The following is a 19743-nucleotide window of genomic DNA, read 5'->3' on the forward strand; positions in this document are numbered from 1 at the left end:
AGTTTTCAATGGCCGTGATCTCACTTTGTTTTGAGTTCCGCAAGCGAACGTGAGATGAGTTCCGGCGGTAGGGTGATAACGGCAGCTGTTTCAGTATAAACGAGGACGCAGTCGAAGTCTTTTGCCGGATAAAGCGGCTTCAGGATTTCCCGGTATATAGCAAGCTGGGCGCGATGGGCAAAGGGCACGTCGTCAGGCGTCTTTGGCGGAACGCGATTGGTCTTGTAGTCGAGAATGATCACCCGATCCTCGGTTACGACCAGCCTGTCTATGCGCCCGGAAATGGCATAGTCCTTTCCCTCCAGAGCCAGCGTCCCCATGATCGAGACCTCGGCCTGGCTCTTTTCGGAAAAGATTGGCCGGAGCTCGGCCTGCGAAAGCACCGACATGACGCTGGCGACGAGATTGTCTCGCTCGGCTTTCGGCCAGAAGGGTGCGGCCCGCTCCGCATAGCGCCGGGCGGCGGCCTCCCGCTCGGCCTCGGGAAACTCCGTCAGCATCTGCAGCATGCGGTGTACGAGCCGGCCCTTCTGTAGCGCCAGACCCGCACTTTTTTCCTCGCCGAACAGCGGTGACGTGAGGATCAGATCGTCGGCATCGTCATCGATCATGGCACCGGCGCCCGACGGGCTCAATGGCCGAGGCAAAAGCGTCTGCGGCGGTAGCGCCCGGGAGAGGGCGGCAGGCAGAGCGCTTCTGTCTCCTGACGCCGGGACCCTTTCCTGAGTTTTCTCGATCCTGCCGGCAGTTCTAGGCAGCCGCCATTGAAAGCCGCTCCATTCCCCGTCCGCACCGGAGAACTGCACCGGCTTGCAGCGGTTTTCGTCGGCTGAGAGCGCCCTGGCAATCATGGCCTGCCAGGTGTCGGGATTATCGATCTTGCCGCGGTAGCCGCAGACGATCAGCCGGTCTGCGGCTCGGGTCATGCCAACGTACAGAAGCCGGCGGTATTCTTCCTCGGTCGACCGTCTTATCCGCTCGTCATCGGCCGCCGTGAAGGCATTGGCAAGCCCCTTCCCCGGAACCCAGGCCGGCACTTCCTCACCCGCAATCCTCAGCAATCTGAACTTTGGCACATGGGAGGAAATGAACGCTTTCGAACCGCTGTCTACGAGAAAAACGACCGGTGCTTCTAGCCCCTTGGACGCATGCACGGTCATAATTCTAACCTCGTTTCGTCCGCCGTCCTGCTCGCGTTTCACCTCGGGAGATTCCAGCTCCAGGGTGGAAACGAGGGCTTGCAGCCCAGGCAGACCGTTGGTTTCGTGATCCAAGGCGAAGGTTAGAAACTCGTCGAGGATGTCGCCGGCTTCGGTGCCGAACCGGCCAAGGAATTTACGCCGGCCGCCATACTGGCCGAGAATCCGTGCAAAGAGATCATGCGGGCTGACCTCCCGCGAAAGCGTCAGGAGATGCTGCAGCCGGTCCGCTGCATTGCGGAACCGCAAAGGCTGTTCTTCCGCCAGGCGGTTGAGTTGTGTCCAGGCGCTCGTATTTGCCGGCCGGAGCGCTGCAACCTCGAAGATATCTTCTTCTGAAAGATTGAAGAGCGGGCTTTTCAGCAGAGCGGCGAGCGACAGATCGTCCTGAGGAAGCAGCAGGAAACGCCCGAGCGCCAGCAGGTCCTGCACGGCGATGTGGCTGGTCAGCCGCAACCGATCCGCACCGGCGACAGGAATGTTGTCGCGCCGTTTCAACGCCCGGGTGAGCGCGTTGACGAAAGCGTCGCGCTTGCGGACCAGGAGGAGGATATCGCCAGGCTCGATCGGTCGCTCGATGCCCTTCTCGATAATGGTTTCGCTGCCGATCATTTCGCCGATCCTGTTGGCGATCCGGTTTGCAAGAATGGCGGACGGGGCCTTATCGGGCGTCGAGTCGAAAGGCGCGGTCCAATCCTCCTCCTGCTCGGAGGCTTCCGGCATCACGACGTCCCAGAAGTCGACGGCCCCGGGTTGACCGATCCGGTTGGAGCGGTGCTGAACGGGCTCGCCCAGCGCGCTGAGACCCCTCGAATTTTCTTCCAGCGAAAACACCTGGTCGACGGCGGCCAGCACGTCGGCGGTGGAGCGGAAGGAGAGGGGAAGCCGTACCGGATGGAACGGTTGACCGCTTCCCGTCACCCGCCTTTCGGTTTCGCTGCGCTCCTCGGCAAAACGTTCCGGCCGCGCGCCCTGGAAAGAATAGATAGATTGTTTCTCGTCCCCAACGGCGAAGATCGTGCGCCGGGCCGCCCGCGCACTGGCGCCGGAATAGAAATCTTCGGCAAGCGATTTGATGACCGTCCACTGGATGGGACTGGTATCCTGCGCCTCGTCGACAAGGATGTGGTCGATGCCCTGATCGAGCTTGTAATGCACCCAGGCACCGACGCCCTCGCGGGTGAGGAGGTCGGCGGTGCGAGCAATCAGATCTTCGAAATCGAGCAGGCTGCGGCGCTTTTTGAGATCCTCATAATCTTCGTTGAGCCGCCGGGCGAGCGCCAGTGCCGCCTTGGTGGCTTCGAACATGCGGACGAGGCGCAGCCGGTCGCGGCAGGCGACGACATGCATCCGGGCGGCATCGATCGCCTGGGCGAGTTCCGGCGCGGTCGTGACCATGGCTTTGGCGACCAGCGAGCTGTCCGCCTTCGGCTTGCCTTCGCGTGTCAGGAAAATCTGGTCGAGATATTGAGCCCGCTTGAAGACATCGGGCTCTTTTTGGACCATCCGAAGCCCGTAGGCCACCTCCGTTACCTTTTGCCCCCCTTTCTGGTCGGCCAGGGCCAGATAGAGGTCGAGCGTCAGGCCTGAAAGAGCTGGCAGCGGCCAATAGCCGGCTGCGATGCTCTCTTCGGTATCCGCCGGCTGAAGCCCGAAGGCGCGTTTCAATTCAACGCCGACGCCACCGTGGCGCTCCGCCCGCGCGACGAAGCGGCGGATCGCGGTGCGGTTCGAAATAATGTCGGACAGCAAGGTCTCGAGGCCGAATTCGTCACCGAGATCGAGTACATGCGCGAACGCTTCCGCAAGTTCCGGGTCCTCTTCCGCGGACGTGGCGGTCAGCAGGGAGCGGCGGGCTTCCGCCAGCAGCGCGGATGCTGCGCGGTCGTCGAGAACCGAAAAGTGGCCGGCAACATTGGCTTCAAGCGGGAACTGGTGGAGCAGCGCCTCGCAAAAGGCGTGGATCGTCTGGATCTTCAGGCCGCCCGGCGTCTCCAGCGCCTTTGCAAACAGCCGCCGTGCTTCGGCAAGTTTAAACGAATCCGGCTCCTGTCCTTCGATGGCTGCGATTCTTTTCCGCAATTCGTCGTCGGAGAGCACCGTCCACTCGGACAACCTCTGAAAGACGCGGTTCGACATTTCCGACGCCGCAGCCTTCGTGTAGGTGAGGCAGAGGATGGAAGAGGGCCGGCATCCGGAAAGCAGAAGCCGGATGACACGCTGGGTCAGAACATGGGTCTTGCCGGAGCCGGCATTGGCCGATACCCAAGCGGAACTGACAGGATCGGAAGCCAGCGACTGCTGCACTGTCGTCCAGTCGATCCACCGCAGCGGATCGTCGTCCTCGGGAAGGTGGTCATTCATCCGTTTCGGCCTCCCCGTCGTCATCCGCGGTGGACCATTCCGCCACACGGGCAAGGTGGTCGTATTCGCCGCCGAAATCGCCTTGCATGAACGGGATCAGCCGGGATGCGAAGCCGGCTTGACCGGTGCGCAACGCAACGACGAAACGAGTAAGCTGCTCAAGCGATTCCTGGGCGAGATCCAGGGCTGATTTGGGCTGGCGTTTCGCCGTTGCGTTTGCATCCTCGTTGTTGACCTTTTCCGACTTGAAACGGTCTCCGGGCCGCAGGCGGACATAGACGAGGTCCTTCGGCTGCAGCGGCCCCGCGTCACGGAATGCCCCCGCCATCAGGGCGGCTGCTTCGAGCGCCAGCTGGGGGTCGAGCAACGCCCGTGCCTGCGAGACGGACGGGCTGAGGCCGGTTTTGTAGTCGATGAGATCGGCCTGGCCGGAGCCCGTGATGTCGATGCGGTCGGCAATGCCGGTGACGCGTATGCCGGCAGGCTCCAGCTCCCAGCCGGCGCCGACTTCCGTCAAGGTCTTGCGGACGTCCGGAGCGCGGCCGGTTTCCCAATCGAGGAACGCCCGGGCGACGTGCCGGAAACGCGGCCGCCAGACCTGATCGATATGCGGCGGCAATTGTGCGGCGTCGAAGAGCTCCTCGGTGATTCGCTTCATCGCTTCGCTTGCTGCCGGCGATCCGGGTTGGTGGCCTTCGCGGGTATGGCGATCGATGATGGCGTGATAGAGCGTGCCGCGTTCCGAGGCGCCTGGATCTTGATTGAATGGTGCAAGCGGATCGAGCTGCAAGACGCGGCGGGCGTAGACGGAATAGGGGTCGCGGCGCAGCCGGCCCACTTCGCTGAAGGAATATTTCGTCGGCTGCAGCTCGGCCGGCGGTTTCGGAGCAGGGCGCTTGGCTTGATCCTGCCTCTCGCCTGCATCGATGACCGCGGCCCAGTCGCGGTATTGCTGGCCGCGGGCTTTCAACTCGTCAGCGAAGGACTTGCCGCCGAGCGCAACCAGCCTCTGCAGCCAGCGCGAGGCCACGGTCGGGGTGGAACCCTGGCGCAACGAACGCGACAGGATGAGGTGGCGGGTTCCGCAGGCCATTTCGAAGTCGTGAGCCAGCTGTCCTATGCGCCGCTCAGGCGGCTCAAGGCCCATATCCGTCTTCATCGTCCGGGAAAGGAAGGGGTTGTTCACCGTCTGGCCGGGCCAGGAGCCCTCGTTCAGCCCGCCGAGGATCATCGTGTCGACGCTCTGCAGGCGGGCTTCCAGCGTGCCGAAGATGAAGACACGCGGATGGCTGAGGGTGCGTGGCTTTACCGCTTCCCCCGTCGTCAGCGCCATCACGATATCGACCCATTGCGGCCCGTCAGCCTCCATCTGGCCGTCCGTGTCGATGACCTCCGACAGGAGGCTCGCCAGCCGCTCTCCCGCTTCGCTTGACCAGAGGGCAGCGAGATTTCCCTTTTCGTCTATGCAGATCGCCTCCAGCGCCCGACCGGTTCGCTCCGCCCAGTCGGAAAGGAGAAGCCGGGTCGTCAGCCCGCGACCATCGGGACGTCTGCGAAGCAGCGCGCCGGCAAGCGGTTCCACCGCTTTGGATAGGCGGCGGGCCAGATCACGGGCCTGGTCTGCCGCTTCTCGGGTCAAAGAGAGCCGCCAACGGGGCGGGTGCCTGTCGTCCAGCTGATCGGCGAGCTGCTTTTCAAGCAACGGCTCCAGAGCGGATATGTCCATGTCGCCCACGCCTCCGCGCAGCGCCAGAACCTCCAAGGCTTCGACGGCGGTGCGCAGGTTGCCCGACGGGAGGCCGAGACGCAGGAGGGGGTGCTTCAGAAGTCCGACGATGGCCACCGGATCTCCCGGCCGCAGCGTCGCTTCCAGCAGGAGCTGGGTGATCGTGCCTTGCGGCGTGCCGGAAAGGGGCGAACCGGCCGAATCGTCTGCGATGACGCCGAAGCGTGCGAGTTCGGCGGTGACCCGGCGGGCAAGCATCCGGTCGGGCGTGATCAGCGCAGCCTGGCTGTCTCCGCCGTTTCTGCCGGGTTCCTCGAGCGCCAGACGCAGTGCAATCGCGATCGCGACGGCTTCTTCGCGTTCGTTGGCGGCCTCAATGAGGGATACTTCGGCGAATGCCCGCCCGAGTTGGTGAGGGTCAGCCGCTTCCCGCCAGCTATTCCAGCGATCGGTTGCCTTGGCGGGGACGAGGGCCCGCGAGATTGCGATTGCCCGGAATATCAGTTCGTCCGGCACCTCACCCAGGATGCGGACATCGTCCCGCGTGACGCCGAGCTTCTGCAGCAGCCGCCATAGGCCGAATTGCGGGTGGCTGCGGCTTGCGGGTTCGGACAAGCCGTCGATGGCGTGTTCGCCGATCGTCGCCCATTGATCCGCCGGCATGGAAAGATCGAGACCGGGCAGGACCACGGTTCCGTTCGGCAGCCGGGAAATGGCTGCGATCAGATCGGCCGCGGCCGGCACGGAACCTGTGGAGCCCGCCACGATAACAGGCCCTTTGTGATCGCGTGTAGCGATCCTTTTAGCCTCGCCACGCAGGATTGCTGCCTGATGTCTTGCCGGCGAAGAACGTTTGAGTTCCTCCAGGCGCGCCGGCCAAAAGGCGCTGGCGATCGACAGGAACTCCGCAGTCAGCTGCCACCAGAGCGCATGTTCACCCGTGTTCAGGTTCTTCAAGTCAGACCAGTCGCGCTCCTCGGTCTCGACCGCGGTGATGAGCTCGGAAAGCGCCCGGGCAAGCCAGATTGCATCGGCGGGGCTTGCGGGGGCCACAAGCGGCGATTCCGAATGTATGTCGAGCACGATCTTCGGAAGCTGGTTGCGCCAGGCAAGGATCAGCCGCCCGAGTTCCAGGAGGCTAGCGGTGCCGCCGATCGGCAACGCCAGATCCATTTCCTCCGGTGCCGCAAGGTCGAAATAGCCGCTGTCGTCGTCCGTTTCCCCAAGTGGACGAATGACCGGCAGGATCGTCGAGCGACCGCCGAGAAGATCGACGAATTCCGAGCGCAACACGCGGGCGGAACGCCGCGTCGGCACGAAGATCGTTACATTTGCGAGCGAAAGCGGTTCGGAAGGATCGTAACGGAACGTCTCATCGAGGCGCCCTTCACAAAGGGCAGTGGCCAGCGTTTTCAGAAACGGCGCGCCCGGCGGGATGGAAAACACGCGTTTCTGCCGCATATCCACGGCTCAGGCTCCCGCTGAATGGCGGGTAATGACCGCCTCGGCGGCAGGCAGGGCTTCCGGTGTGCCGACGGTAATCCATTCTCCCTCCATCATCATGCCGAACAGGCGGCCTTTTTCGATCGCCCGGTCGAAATAGATGTTGAGATTGAAGGCATCCGCCGGCGCCTCATCGAGGAGGGAGGAATGCATGACGATCGCGCCGGCATAAACGACTGGGTTATCGCCGCCATCGGCATAACGAAAGAGGCGCCCATCCGGGTCGAGCTGAAAATCCTTCTTGCCGTTGTGGCCGGTGGTCCGTTCGAGGGGGACGCAGAGGAGCGCCAAATCCATCGCATTCGGATCGAAAAATTCCGCAAGGCGCTGAAGGTTCGTCTTTGCGCCTGGTTTTTCGCCGATCCAGAAAAGATCGGCATTCATGACGTAGAGGAGACCCGGATCTAGCAGTTTGATTCCCTTGGCGAGACCTCCGCCGGAATTCATCAACGCCGCACGTTCATCCGAGATCACGATTTGCAGACGGGGATAAGCTGCAAGATGTGCCTCCATCATGCCGGCAAAATGGTGGACGTTGACGGCCGCGCGCCTGACGCCGGCATCCGCCAGAGCGTCGAGCGCATAATCGATCATCGGCTTGCCGGAGACGGGCACCAGCGGCTTTGGCATCGTATCGGTGATTGGCCGCAAACGGGTGCCGAGGCCCGCGGCAAGCACCATGGCCTGTTGGATGATGGTCATGCCTGCTGTTTTAGAGCCGTGGCTATGATTCGGGTAGCTCTATTCCGACCTTCTTGCACCATTCCCGCAGAGGCGTCAGGGTTTCGTGCTTCAAAGCGGTTGCAAGGTAACCAAGCGTGCGGGGCATGTGCTTCATGTAGCCGGGTTTGCCATCCCGCTCCATGAGCCGCACCCAGAGGCCCGCGAGCTTGCAATTGCGTTGCGCTGCCATGATCGCCCAGGCTTTGTGGAAAGCCGGTTCGTCGAAGGCGCCGAGCGAGCGTCGTAGGGTCACGTAGTCGACCATCATCTGGTCGGCGAGCGGTTTTGGTATCTCGACCCGCGCATCCTGCACGATCGATGCGAGGTCATAAGCCGTAGGCCCGATCATCGCATCCTGAAAATCGATCAGCCCGACGCGGTGCACGCCCGACTCGTTTGGGCGCCAGATGATATTGGGCGAATGAAAATCGCGCAGCAGAAGGTTCTTTTCAGCGTTTTCCAGTTCTCCGATCAGGCCAGCCCAGATTGCGAGATAGTCCTGCCGCTCTTCTTCGGTCGACGGCGCGCCGCGTTTCCATGGCAGATGCCAATCGATGAGCAGCCGGGCTTCCATCATCATCGCCGTCGGATCAAAATCCGGGATGTGGTGGATATGGCTTTCGCCGACGGGCAGGTCCTGCCGCATCTCGTGACTGTGCAGAAAAGCAAGACATACGACGCTTTCGCGGTAGCGCTCCGCGATCGGCCGACCGTTCGCGTCCAGGACGCCTTCGCTGCCGAGGTTCTCGATCAGCAGAATGCCCTGGTCATAGTCGACATGCAGGACCTCAGGCGCAGCCAGCCCCAGTTCGCGCAGATACTGGGCGATGGCGACGAAAGGATAGGCGTCCTCGGCCAGATGCGCCACCTTGGGATAGGGCTTGCCGTCGAGTACGGCCGGACCTGCCGGCGGCTTCGGCCAGTCCATCAGGATCAGTGTTTCGCCAGCCGATGTCGTGATCTTCTCGTAAGCCCGCATCGAGGCGTCGCCGGTCAGGAAACGGCGCCGAGCGTTATCATGACCATGTTTGCTCAAAAACGCGCGGATCGCCAGAACCCGGCGGACGCGTTTCATCTGGGCTTCCGGTCCCGTAATCGTTGCTTGTCGCCCGCCTTCATGATGTTCGAGGCGCAGGGAGATACGTGCGGAGGGCAACAGGTCGTCGGCGATTTCAGGCCACTCGACAAGGCAGATTCCGTTTGCGAGCGCTTCTTCGAAACCGAGCTCATCCAGCTCGGAGGCGTGACCGAGCCTGTAGAGGTCGAAATGGGCCGCCGGAATCCGCAGGTCGTAGCTCTGCACGAGCGTGAAGGTCGGGCTTGGGACTTCCAGCTCGTCATCGTCGGCCAATGCCCGCAGCAAAGCGCGGGCAAGTGTGGATTTGCCGGCGCCGAGATCGCCGGAAAGAGCCAGCCAGTCGCCTTGCCTGAGCGCAAGTGCCAAATCTTCCCCCAGCCGAATCGTGTCGGCTTCGTTGGCAAGAAGAAGCGTTAAATCCGTGGCGCCCGTCATTCGGCGGCGACGGAATGTGTCTTGCCGGCGGCGCTCGGAACGCGGCAGGTGACGGTCGTCCCCTGGCCCGGCTGGCTGTCGATCGTGACGTCACCGTGATGCAGATTGACGAAGCTTTCGACGATCGACAAGCCGAGGCCCGCGCCGCTGCGCTTGCCACCCTTGGCGCTGGAGGAGAAGCGGTTAAAGACGTTCTTCAGTATCTCTTCCGGGATGCCGGGGCCTCTGTCGGTCACGGAGAAGAATACGTCATTGGGGGTGCGCCAGCAATTGAGGGTGATGGCTGACCCTTCCGGCGCAAAATTCGTGGCATTTGTGAGCAGCTTTATGAGGATCTGCTTCAGCCGTTGCTGGTCCGCGACGATCGTGCCCAGGCCGGCCGGCGCGGTGATGGCAAGCGTAACTCCGTTTTCGTGCAGCCGATCGGCAATCTGCATCGCCACGTCATCGAGCAGATCGTCGATGGCCAGTTCCGAATAATGGAGCTGCATGATGCCTGCATCGACGGTCGCAAGGTCTAGAATGTCGTTGACGATCGTCAGCAGGACCGAGGACGACGTCGAGATGTGGTCGATATATTCCGATTGCCGCTCGTTGAGAGGACCGATGCCCGGCGTCTTCAGGAGATCCGTAAAGCCGATGATGTTGGTGAGCGGCGAGCGAAGCTCGTAGGATACGTGCTGCACGAAATCGTTCTTGATCTCGTCGGCCTTCCGCAACGCTTCGTTCTTCTCCTTCAGCGCCCGTTCGGCCCGCGCACTTGCCGTCATATCGACAAAGGTGAACATGGTCTGGGCGTTCGGCAGCGGTGTCACGGCATAGTCGAGGACCAGGCCCGAATAGAGCTCGAAGGTTCCCTGAAGCGAGGGCCGTTCGTCATCGAAATTGGTCAGCATCTGGCCAAACCGGCGCCAGCCGTCCGGCTTGTCGTAGGACGGCGCGCAGGCCGCCTCGATCGCCTTGATGTGAGTGTTCGGCTTGGCTTCGTCGGCCGTGATACCCCACAGCGCCCGGAAGGCCGGGTTGGAGAGACGGATGCGCCCGTCCGGACCGAAGACGGCAACGCCTTCGGAGAGGTGGTCGATGGTTTCGCCCTGAACCTTGACCAATGTATTGTACCGGGTTTCGAGGCTCACCTGCTCGGTCAGATTTTCAAAGACCCATGTGGCGCCGCCCTGCGGATGCGCCGTGGCAATCACACGCAGCGTCTGGCCATTCGGCAGATGCCAGAGGTCCGTCTGCGTGTCCGGCGAGCGGTACACGGAAAGCGCGGTTTCCTTCCAGCTCCGCCAGTTGAGCTGCTCCGGCAATTTGCCTTCGCTGCGCAATTTGTCCAGCAATTCGCTATTGTCCGGCCGCGAATCCAGGAAGGGAAGGCTTAGGCCCCAGAGCTGGGCAAAGGCCTGATTATAGAACTGCAGCCGGCGGTCCCCATCGAAAATCGCAACCGGGGTCGCGAGGTGATCAAGAGTTTCCGCATGACTTCTCAGCGTTCGCTTCAGTTCCTCGCGCACCGCTTCCGCCTCGGACACGTCGATAGCCATGCCCGCGGAACCGCCCGGCACGACGACGTCCACAACATCGAACATGGTCCGGTTGCCATGCACCACCGTCGAAATCCGGTCATGGAAAGGTGAGGCCGGCGTCGCGGCCGCCTTGATCTTTTCGCGGGCGATCGTGCCGAGGAATTCGCGTCCCTCTTCGATTGCCTGATCTGGCGTGGGCGCTTCGACGGCGTCGCCATAGGCGTGGTTGACCCAGCTGAGTTTACCTTGATGGTCTCGCCGCCATACCGGTTGTTCGATCGCATCGAGCAGCGAGTGGAATAGGGAAATCGAGCCGGCAAGCCGTTCGCGTTCGATTTTCAGTTCGGCAAGCTCAGCGCGCAAGTTATTAAGTGCGATAAAGCGCACAAAAGCCTTGCCACCCGAAACGCGGCCCTGAACCTCGAGAATCTCGTCCCGGTTGGTCTCGACGATCATATCGAAGGTGCGTGCTTCGCTGCGAAGAAGCTCAATCGACTTTTCGAGTTCGCCTGCAGATAAGCTGCGAAGCCAGCGGCCGAACGCCAGGAAGTCGCGATCCTGCTGTGGAGCGCCGGTCTCCGCTGGCAGCTGGCCGAGGAACTCGGGCTTCGATGCTCCGCCCTCCCAGATGACGATGCGTCGGTTCTTGTCGGCGATCAGGGCCTCATATTTCGAAATGCGTTGTTGTGCATCCGAAAGCGCGCTGCGCATTTCCTGCGTCTCGGCCTCCATATTGCCCCGTTGACGCACCAGCCAGACAGCGGAAAGAAGCGCGGCGCCAAGCGCGCCGAGGACGACCGATGAAACCACTACTTCGGTTGAGGAAAAGAGGCGGGTCGCCTCCGCCGTTGCGGACTGCTGCGCAAGAGCAGCTGTCGCAAGTCCAGAAAGAGCGGTTCCCGAAAGAATGGCGCTGCCGAAGCGGGCGAGACGATTGAATCCGCCCGCCGCCGCTCCGTCATCCGGATCTCCGGATACGGATTGCGAGCCCGGAGAACCAACTCCGTCGCAAGAGGGATCGGCCTGCTTGAACAGGCTCGTTATTTTTACCGACATAACCGGTCTGTCTCCGTCCAATTGCCGCTCATCGACAAGACATACCATTTCGTGCCTTGCCCGGAGCCGACGACCTGAAGTCGAGGGCCGGCATGGCACGAATCATTGATAAAAGGATACTTGTTAAGGGAATCGCCGGGAAGGGATGCGGCCAAAAAAGAGGCCGCAGCCTATTGTCAAGGCTGCGGCCGCTACATGTTGTGGATTAACCGGCTACCGATTAATAGCGGTAGTGTTCCGCCTTGAACGGCCCTTGAGTCGACACGCCGATATAGGCAGCCTGTTCCTCGGAAAGTTCGGTCAGCTTCACGCCGAGCTTATCGAGGTGCAGGCGCGCGACCTTCTCATCGAGGTGCTTCGGCAGGATATAGACCTGGTTCTGGTACTGACCCTGGTTGGTGAAGAGCTCGATCTGCGCCAAAGTCTGGTTGGTGAAGGACGCGGACATCACGAAGGACGGGTGACCCGTCGCGTTGCCGAGATTCAGGAGGCGGCCTTCCGACAGCAGGATGATGCGGTTGCCCTTCGGGAACTCGATCAGGTCGACTTGCGGCTTGACGTTGGTCCACTTGAGGTTACGGAGTGCTGCGACCTGGATCTCGTTGTCGAAGTGACCGATATTGCCGACGATCGCCATGTCCTTCATCGCGCGCATGTGCTCGATGCGGATGACGTCCTTGTTGCCGGTGGTGGTGATGAAGATGTCTGCCGTCGAAACCACATCCTCGAGCACCACGACTTCGAAGCCGTCCATGGCTGCCTGCAGCGCGCAGATCGGATCGACTTCCGTGACCTTGACGCGGGCGCCGGCTCCGGCGAGCGAAGCGGCGGAACCCTTGCCCACGTCGCCGTAACCGCAGACGACGGCAACCTTGCCGGCCATCATCACGTCGGTACCGCGACGAATGCCGTCGACCAGCGACTCCTTGCAGCCGTATTTGTTGTCGAACTTCGACTTGGTGACGGAATCGTTGACGTTGATCGCCGGGAAGGGCAGCAGGCCCTTCTTGGAAAGTTCGTAAAGGCGGTGAACGCCGGTCGTCGTCTCTTCCGTCACGCCCTTGATGGCGTCGCGCTGCTTGGTGAACCAGCCCGGTGAAGCCTTCAGGCGCTTCTTGATCTGTGCGAAGAGGATTTCCTCTTCTTCCGAACCCGGGTTCGACAACACGTCCTCTCCGGCTTCGGCGCGGGCGCCAAGCAGGATATACATGGTGGCGTCGCCGCCGTCGTCGAGGATCATGTTCGAGAAGCCACCATCGGCCCACTGGAAGATCTTGTCGGTATATTCCCAGTATTCGGTCAACGACTCGCCCTTGACGGCGAAGACTGGGATGCCGGCTGCCGCGATCGCGGCTGCAGCGTGATCCTGCGTCGAAAAGATATTGCAGGATGCCCAGCGGATTTCAGCGCCAAGTTCTTTCAAGGTCTCGATCAACACCGCCGTCTGGATGGTCATGTGCAGCGACCCGGTGATGCGCGCGCCCTTCAACGGCTTCGATTCGCCGAATTCTGCGCGGCAGGACATCAAGCCTGGCATTTCAGTTTCGGCAATGTCGAGTTCCTTGCGGCCGTAGGCGGCAAGATTGATATCCGCGACGACGTAATCCTTTTCAGTGCTCATGAAGCTCTCCAGGTGTTCGATAACGCTTGCCTCGCGTGCAGGACGCGCGACAGATCGCCCAGGCAGGCGAAGGCTGCCAGCGGTTTAGCAGGCTTACGGTCACGAGGCAACCAGGATATAAAGAGGTCTTTATATCTTTATATCAGGGCGAAATGACGAGAAAGGTTAGGCTTCTTCGCCGAATTTGTTCGCTACGAGTTGTCCGAGCGCTTCCAGCGCCTCAAGGGCCTGTTTGCCGGCAGCGGCAACCTCGATGGTGCAGCCGGTGCTTGCGGCGAGCATCATCAGCCCCATGATCGATGTTCCGCCGACCGTCGTGCCGTCCTTGGAGACGGTGATCTGCGCATCGAAGCTTTCGACCATCTGCACAAATTTAGCGGATGCGCGGGCGTGCAGGCCGCGCTTGTTGACGATCAGGAATTCGCGGGAGAGGGAGGACGACATCCGGGCGTTGGTTCTCATTTGCCGCTGAGGACACGGCTTGCGACATTGATATATTTTCGGCCGGCCTCCGACGCTTCGGCGAGGGCCTTGTCCATGTTGTTGTCGCTGCGCACCCCGGCAAGCTTGATGAGCATGGGCAGATTCATGCCGGCGATAACTTCCGTCTTGCCGCTTTCCATGACGGAAATGGAGAGGTTGGAAGGGGTGCCGCCGAACATGTCGGTAAGGATGATGACGCCATGGCTGTCATTTGCCTTGCTCACGGCATCGACAATGTCCTGCCGGCGTTGGTCCATGTCGTCTTCGGGGCCGATCGATACGGTTTCGATGAATTTCTGAGGTCCGACGACATGCTCGACTGCATGACGAAATTCCTCAGCCAGCTTGCCATGAGTGACAAGCACAAGTCCGATCATGAAAACTGCCCCCTGCTATGGAAACTCGCGGCATTATCGCATCGCAATAAAGCCGTCCAGCGGTGGGAAGCCATCTTCTCCATGTAGAATCGAAGTTCAAGTTAAAAAATCAGGCAGCCGGACAATCAAAAGGGGATTTCACCGTGGAGATCGGAGGCAAACGCTGCGAGAACCGCAAGCGGATCAGGCGTTCCTTGCCATATCCTGATGAGCGGAAGCTCTCCGATGCCGGCAATGGAGAAACGTTCGTTTTCGGGTGGGAGCCGCTCGCTTTCCGGATGGGGGATGACTGCGACGGCGAGATCGAGTACGGCGGCCGCAATGCTCTCGACCTTTGCAATGCCGCTGCCGCGTAATTCGATAAGCTCCGCGATCGGGTCGGGACGGCTTGCGACGAGCTGCTCACCGTGGCGAGAGACGAAAACCTGGTCATCGGCGATCAAAGCCGCAAAGGCACCCTGTCTTCGGGCTGCGGCGATGCAGGCGAAGGCGAGCGTGGATTTGCCGCTGCCGGAAGGCCCCGTGAACAAAATTCCGCGCGTGCCCAGAACTACGGCCGTGGCATGGATGTTGAGCGTGCCTCCGTTCATTGCGTTTCGCCGGCCGGCAGCGAGAGGACGAACCGCGCACCGGACGTGGCGCCGGTTTTCGAGTCGTGCAGGTTCTCAGCCTTCAGCGTACCGCCATGGGCTTCCGCGATCTGGCGGCTGATCGAAAGACCAAGGCCGGAATTCTGGCCGAAGCTTTCGCCTTCCGGCCGGTCGGTGTAAAAGCGCTCGAAAATACGGTCAATATCTTCCGCCTGAATACCAGGGCCATTGTCATCGACGGTGATGGTGACGCTGTCCTTGATACGCGACAGGCGGATCGAAATGCGTCCCCCTTTCTCCGGTACGAAGGAGCGGGCATTTTCGATGAGATTGGTAACAATCTGCCCGAGGCGGAGATCGTGGCCGTTGACGAGATAGGCCGATTTGTTGCCACCCTTGCGGTCGACCGCTAGGTCGATCTCTACCGGCTTGCGTCCGGTTCGTATCTGGCGCGAGATATCGACCAGATTGCCGAGCAGGTTTTCCATGTTGACCGATGCGGCATCGGAACGGGCAAGCTCCGCATCAAGCCGCGAGGCGTCGGAAATGTCGCTGATGAGGCGATCGAGGCGGCGCACGTCGTGGAAGATAATCTCCGTCAGCCGCTGCTTCGACTCCTCCGACTTGGCAAGAGGCAGGGTTTCCACCGCACTCCGCAGCGACGTGAGTGGATTCTTGAGTTCATGGCTGACGTCCGCGGCAAAACTCTCGATCGCATCGATCCGATCATAAAGCGCGTTGGTCATTTCGCGCAGGGCGATCGAAAGATTGCCGATTTCGTCCTGCCGATAGGCAAAATCCGGGATCTCCTCGCGTTGCTTGGCTCCACGCCGGACGCGGATGGCTGCTGCCGCGAGCCGCCGCAGCGGATTGGCGATGGTCGATGACAGGAGCAGCGACAGCAGGATGTTGACCAGTGTCGCGACGCCGAAGACCCGCATGATCGCCAGCCGCTCGGCGTGCACGATCTTGTCGATGTCGCCCGCCTGGGTCGAGAGCAGAAGTACGCCAAGGACAGCCCGGAAACGCTGGACGGGGACCGCGACGGATACGATCAACTCGCCGCGGTCGGTGACGCGCACCAGCGCTCCGCGCACGCCCGTCAGCGCATTCATCACTTCCGGATAAATCGAGCCGTCACCGCCCGGAGCTTCCTTGTAGACCGGCAAATTGCCCGGCTGCAGAAGGCGGTTGAAAAGGCTGCCGAACCATTCGCTCCAGGTCTGCGTCTCGTTTTCGACCGGTGGCAGGTCAAATCGCAGGACTTGGCCGCGCGAATAGAGATGGCGGGAATCGAGCAGCAGATTGGCGTCGGCGTCGAAGATGCGGGCGCGCGTGCGGGTCGGCGAAATGAGACGCCGCAGGACCGGGGCCACCCGTTCCGGATCGATCGGAAAATCCAGATCCTCGTCGTTCGGCACCGGCGTAATGCTCTGGCCGGCCTGAAGTTCGAGAAGCTTTTGCGGATCGATGGTGATCGAGTTGGTGTCGACGGACGCGGAGGCCGAGATCGCCCCCGCAATGATCTCGCCTTGGGTCAGAAGGCTTTCCACCCGGGCGTCGATCAGTCCCTCGCGGAACTGGTTGAGGTAAAGGATGCCCGCGACGAGAACAACCGTCGCGGCGATGTTGAAGAACAGGATGCGGCGCGTGAGGCTGGAAAAGACGGCGTGGCCGAACACCCGGCGGATGAGCGTGAAAGGCCGCGACCAGAAACGCCGAGGCGCGCGGCGCGCCTCGACCTTCTCCGTTCTGGCCATTTCATTGTCGAATGTCTGATCTGCCACTGCAGTCCTTCCACCGGACCAATTATCTCTGGTCCGGCCGTGGCCTCAAGTTATCATGCCGCAAGGAAGCCTGTTTCAAGCCGCCTCGCGGAACCGGTAACCTACGCCGTAGAGCGTTTCGATCATATCAAAGTCGTTGTCGACCATCTTGAATTTCTTGCGCAGCCGCTTGATGTGGCTGTCGATCGTGCGATCGTCCACATAGACCTGCTCGTCATAAGCCGCATCCATCAGCGCGTCGCGGCTCTTCACCACGCCTGGCCGCTGCGCCAAGGAATGCAGAATCAGAAACTCTGTCACCGTCAGTGTCACCGGTTCACCCTTCCAGGTGCATGTGTGACGCTCCTGATCCATGAGGAGCTGGCCCCGCTCCAGCGTGCGCGCGGCCTGCTGATCCGATGCCACCTTTCCGCTTCCGACAGCCTGCGCTTCGCGGCTGCCCGCGCGGCGCAAGATCGCCTTCACCCGTTCCACCAGAAGACGCTGTGAGAACGGTTTGGTGATGAAATCGTCGGCGCCCATCTTCAGTCCGAACAGCTCGTCGATCTCCTCGTCCTTGGACGTCAGGAAGATGACGGGCAGGTCCGACTTCTGACGAAGTCGCCGCAACAGTTCCATTCCGTCCATGCGCGGCATCTTGATATCGAAGATTGCCAGCTGCGGCGGGCGGGCGATCAGCCCGTCGAGCGCAGAGGCGCCGTCCGTATAGGTTTCGACCTTGTATCCTTCCGCCTCCAGTGCAATCGACACCGAAGTCAGGATATTGCGGTCGTCGTCCACGAGCGCGATTGTCTGCATGCTCTCCGTCTCCGTCACCATTTATGCGCATCTCCCGGAATCGCCCCAGCCCGGGGGCTTCAGCCGATGCGCTTCTTGAGTATAAAGGTGGAACAAATTGTGGCAAAGATAAAGGGGCCGGTTGGGATCCCAGAATTGTATCGGCAATTCCGTGTGCGGATAAAGCAGGATTAAAACTGTTATTAAACCGATTTAAAGAGGAATAAATTTTCTTAAATCGATTAATTAATTGATTTTGCTAAACAATTTTAGAGGGCACCCTTGCTCTTTGGAAAATCCCTCATTAATTCTGAGGCACGTTCAACGGCAGATAAAGGAAAAGCGCGTATGGAGGAGTTCGGACTTTACAATCCCGCCAATGGGATAACGACCCTTGGTTTTCGTGACCTGTCGCGTGTCAACTATAACTTCTCCGAGACAGAGCTTTACGAGGAAGCCATCCGTCGAGAAGAGGCCGATCTGACCGTGGATGGAGCTTTAAGGGCGGTGACAGGTCAGCACACCGGTCGCTCACCGAAGGATAAGTTCGTCGTTCGCGATGCAAACACCGAGGACGCCATCTGGTGGGACAATAACAAACCGATGACTCCCGAGCGTTTCAACGTGCTCTACCAGGACATGGTGGCGCATGCTGCTGGTAAAGCTCTCTTCGTGCAGGATCTTATCGGCGGGGCAGACCCGGAAAACGCGCTTCCGACCCGTGTGATCACGGAATTGGCTTGGCACGCGCTGTTCATTCGCAATCTTCTGATACGACCGAACCGAGCTTCTCTTGAAACCTTTACCCAGAAGCTCACGATCATCAATCTGCCGAGCTTCAAAGCCGATCCGGCGCGTCACGGTTGCCGAACGGAAACTGTTATTGCCTGTGACCTGACCAGGGGTATCGTTCTGATCGGCGGCACGTCCTACGCAGGCGAAAACAAGAAGTCCGTCTTCACCGTGCTGAACTACCTTCTGCCGGCCAAAGGCGTCATGCCGATGCATTGCTCCGCAAACGTCGGCAAGGACGGTGACTCGGCTGTATTTTTCGGCCTGTCGGGTACCGGCAAGACGACCCTTTCCGCCGATCCCAGCCGCACTCTGATCGGCGACGACGAACATGGCTGGGGCGAAAATGGAATCTTCAATTTTGAAGGCGGCTGCTATGCCAAGGCTATCAAGTTGTCGGCCGAGGCCGAGCCGGAAATCTATGCCGCGACGCGGCGCTTCGGCGCAGTTCTGGAAAACGTCGTGCTCGATGAGAACCGCGTTCCCGATTTCGATGACAATTCGCTGACCGAAAACACCCGTAGCGCCTACCCGTTGCATTTCATCCCGAACGCATCGGAAACCGGGCTTGCGCCGCATCCGAAGACGATCATCATGTTGACGGCCGATGCCTTCGGCGTCATGCCACCGATCGCCAAGCTGACACCGGAACAGGCTATGTATCACTTCCTTTCCGGTTATACCGCCAAGGTCGCCGGTACGGAAAAAGGCGTGACAGAGCCGGAGGCCACCTTCTCGACCTGCTTCGGCGCTCCCTTCATGCCGCGCCATCCGGCCGAGTACGGCAATCTGCTCAAGGAGCTGATCGCCCGTCACGGGGTCAATTGCTGGCTGGTCAATACCGGTTGGACCGGCGGCGCTTACGGCGTCGGTCGCCGTATGCCGATCAAGGCAACCCGCGCCCTGTTGACCGCCGCTCTCAACGGCAGCCTCAACAGCGCCGAGTTCCGCACGGATGCCAATTTCGGTTTTGCGGTGCCCGTTGCCGTCGAGGGTGTCGACAACTCTATTCTCGACCCGCGCTCGACCTGGGCCGACGGCTTGGCTTACGACGTTCAGGCGCAGAAGCTGGTTTCGATGTTCATTTCGAACTTCGAGAAGTTCGAGGATCACGTCGACAGCAAGGTGCGTGACGCGGCACCTGGATTTCTTGTCGCCGCCGAATAAGCTCAAGCAATGATTCACGTGGAACCGCCGGCTGCTCAGCTGGCGGTTTTCTTTTTGCCGGCTTTGTGGGAAAGATGCGGCCAAACGCAAAGACCCGTCGACCATGGCCAGCAATCCTCTCGTTATCAACAGCCGCATTACCATCGCCGGATGGGAGCTGACCGAACAGTTCGTGCTTGCGGGCGGGCCAGGCGGACAGAACGTCAACAAGGTTTCGACCGCCGTTCAGCTGTTCTTCGATATCGCCAATTCCCCCTCGCTGCCTGAGCGCATCAAGGCGAATGCCCTCAAGCTTGCCGGGAAACGGGTGTCGAAGGACGGCGTGCTGATGATAGAAGCAAGCCGCTCCCGCAGCCAGGAGCGCAACCGCGAAGAGGCGCGTGAGCGGCTGAAAGATCTGATCCTGGAGGCCGCCAAACCGCCCCCGCCGCCAAGGAAGGCGACCAAACCGACCAAAGGTTCGGTCGAGCGCCGGCTGAAGGAGAAATCCGGCCGCTCGGAGGTGAAGAAAATGCGGGGCCGTCCGCACGGAGATTGAC

General features: G+C 60.8%; 13 protein-coding genes. 2 read left to right on the forward strand and 11 right to left on the reverse strand.

Annotated features, from left to right (window positions below; genetic code table 11):
- Nucleotides 1-20 precede the first annotated feature (20 nt).
- From addA to C5L12_RS11820, 11 genes are all read right to left on the reverse strand, one after another.
- Nucleotides 21-3563 carry a double-strand break repair helicase AddA gene (gene addA, locus C5L12_RS11770; protein WP_105372225.1) on the reverse strand — a complete coding sequence of 1181 codons (3543 nt, stop codon included), beginning with the start codon at nt 3561-3563 and terminating at the stop codon, nt 21-23.
- Nucleotides 3556-6750, reverse strand: coding sequence for a double-strand break repair protein AddB (gene addB / locus C5L12_RS11775; RefSeq protein WP_105372226.1), 3195 nt, complete (start codon nt 6748-6750; stop codon nt 3556-3558). The genes addA and addB overlap by 8 nt, the downstream gene beginning before the upstream one ends.
- Nucleotides 6751-6759: 9 nt before the next feature.
- Complete coding sequence (locus tag C5L12_RS11780; protein WP_105372227.1) at nt 6760-7494, reverse strand: nucleotidyltransferase family protein; 735 nt, start codon at nt 7492-7494, stop codon at nt 6760-6762.
- A gap of 22 nt (nt 7495-7516) precedes the next feature.
- A complete protein-coding gene (gene tsaE, locus C5L12_RS11785) occupies nt 7517-9028 on the reverse strand; it encodes a tRNA (adenosine(37)-N6)-threonylcarbamoyltransferase complex ATPase subunit type 1 TsaE (RefSeq protein WP_105372228.1) in 1512 nt (503 codons plus the stop codon).
- Nucleotides 9025-11610, reverse strand: a complete 2586-nt coding sequence (locus C5L12_RS11790) for a PAS domain-containing sensor histidine kinase (RefSeq protein ID WP_105372229.1) — start codon at nt 11608-11610, stop codon at nt 9025-9027. The genes tsaE and C5L12_RS11790 overlap by 4 nt, the downstream gene beginning before the upstream one ends.
- A gap of 220 nt (nt 11611-11830) precedes the next feature.
- Nucleotides 11831-13231 (reverse strand): adenosylhomocysteinase, encoded by a 1401-nt coding sequence (gene ahcY / locus C5L12_RS11795; protein WP_105372230.1) that lies wholly within the window; start codon nt 13229-13231, stop codon nt 11831-11833.
- Between the two features lie 165 nt (nt 13232-13396).
- Nucleotides 13397-13675 carry an HPr family phosphocarrier protein gene (locus tag C5L12_RS11800; protein ID WP_105372231.1) on the reverse strand — a complete coding sequence of 93 codons (279 nt, stop codon included), beginning with the start codon at nt 13673-13675 and terminating at the stop codon, nt 13397-13399.
- Nucleotides 13676-13689: 14 nt separating this feature from the next.
- On the reverse strand, nt 13690-14091 hold the full coding sequence (locus tag C5L12_RS11805) for a PTS sugar transporter subunit IIA (RefSeq protein ID WP_105372232.1): 402 nt from the start codon (nt 14089-14091) through the stop codon (nt 13690-13692).
- A 125-nt stretch (nt 14092-14216) separates the two neighbouring features.
- Nucleotides 14217-14681 carry an HPr kinase/phosphorylase gene (locus tag C5L12_RS11810; RefSeq protein ID WP_105372233.1) on the reverse strand — a complete coding sequence of 155 codons (465 nt, stop codon included), beginning with the start codon at nt 14679-14681 and terminating at the stop codon, nt 14217-14219.
- Complete coding sequence (locus tag C5L12_RS11815; RefSeq protein WP_245422861.1) at nt 14678-16441, reverse strand: sensor histidine kinase; 1764 nt, start codon at nt 16439-16441, stop codon at nt 14678-14680. Before C5L12_RS11815 ends, C5L12_RS11810 begins: the two co-directional genes overlap by 4 nt.
- Nucleotides 16442-16543: 102 nt before the next feature.
- Entirely contained in the window at nt 16544-17266 is a 723-nt protein-coding gene (locus C5L12_RS11820) for a response regulator transcription factor (protein ID WP_105372275.1), read from the reverse strand.
- A 327-nt stretch (nt 17267-17593) separates the two neighbouring features.
- On the opposite strand from C5L12_RS11820, the gene C5L12_RS11825 reads away from it, so the two are divergent.
- Together C5L12_RS11825 and arfB are read left to right on the forward strand one after the other, a co-directional pair.
- Nucleotides 17594-19204 carry a phosphoenolpyruvate carboxykinase gene (locus tag C5L12_RS11825; protein ID WP_105372235.1) on the forward strand — a complete coding sequence of 537 codons (1611 nt, stop codon included), beginning with the start codon at nt 17594-17596 and terminating at the stop codon, nt 19202-19204.
- A 103-nt stretch (nt 19205-19307) separates the two neighbouring features.
- Nucleotides 19308-19742, forward strand: a complete 435-nt coding sequence (gene arfB / locus C5L12_RS11830) for an alternative ribosome rescue aminoacyl-tRNA hydrolase ArfB (protein WP_105372236.1) — start codon at nt 19308-19310, stop codon at nt 19740-19742.
- The last annotated feature ends 1 nt before the right edge of the window (nt 19743 follow it).

Origin of the sequence: Neorhizobium huautlense, from assembly GCF_002968575.1 — a bacterium.
Lineage (GTDB): Bacteria > Pseudomonadota > Alphaproteobacteria > Rhizobiales > Rhizobiaceae > Neorhizobium > Neorhizobium huautlense.

Bases quoted from the DNA above. Each gene is read 5' to 3' on its own strand.
- addA (WP_105372225.1), bottom strand. From the start codon at position 3,563: ATGAATGACCACCTTCCCGAGGACGACGATCCGCTGCGGTGGATCGAC.
- addB (WP_105372226.1), bottom strand. From the start codon at position 6,750: ATGCGGCAGAAACGCGTGTTTTCCATCCCGCCGGGCGCGCCGTTTCTG.
- C5L12_RS11780 (WP_105372227.1), bottom strand. From the start codon at position 7,494: ATGACCATCATCCAACAGGCCATGGTGCTTGCCGCGGGCCTCGGCACC.
- tsaE (WP_105372228.1), bottom strand. From the start codon at position 9,028: ATGACGGGCGCCACGGATTTAACGCTTCTTCTTGCCAACGAAGCCGAC.
- C5L12_RS11790 (WP_105372229.1), bottom strand. From the start codon at position 11,610: ATGTCGGTAAAAATAACGAGCCTGTTCAAGCAGGCCGATCCCTCTTGC.
- ahcY (WP_105372230.1), bottom strand. From the start codon at position 13,231: ATGAGCACTGAAAAGGATTACGTCGTCGCGGATATCAATCTTGCCGCC.
- C5L12_RS11800 (WP_105372231.1), bottom strand. From the start codon at position 13,675: ATGTCGTCCTCCCTCTCCCGCGAATTCCTGATCGTCAACAAGCGCGGC.
- C5L12_RS11805 (WP_105372232.1), bottom strand. From the start codon at position 14,091: ATGATCGGACTTGTGCTTGTCACTCATGGCAAGCTGGCTGAGGAATTT.
- C5L12_RS11810 (WP_105372233.1), bottom strand. From the start codon at position 14,681: ATGAACGGAGGCACGCTCAACATCCATGCCACGGCCGTAGTTCTGGGC.
- C5L12_RS11815 (WP_245422861.1), bottom strand. From the start codon at position 16,441: ATGGCCAGAACGGAGAAGGTCGAGGCGCGCCGCGCGCCTCGGCGTTTC.
- C5L12_RS11820 (WP_105372275.1), bottom strand. From the start codon at position 17,266: ATGCAGACAATCGCGCTCGTGGACGACGACCGCAATATCCTGACTTCG.
- C5L12_RS11825 (WP_105372235.1), top strand. From the start codon at position 17,594: ATGGAGGAGTTCGGACTTTACAATCCCGCCAATGGGATAACGACCCTT.
- arfB (WP_105372236.1), top strand. From the start codon at position 19,308: ATGGCCAGCAATCCTCTCGTTATCAACAGCCGCATTACCATCGCCGGA.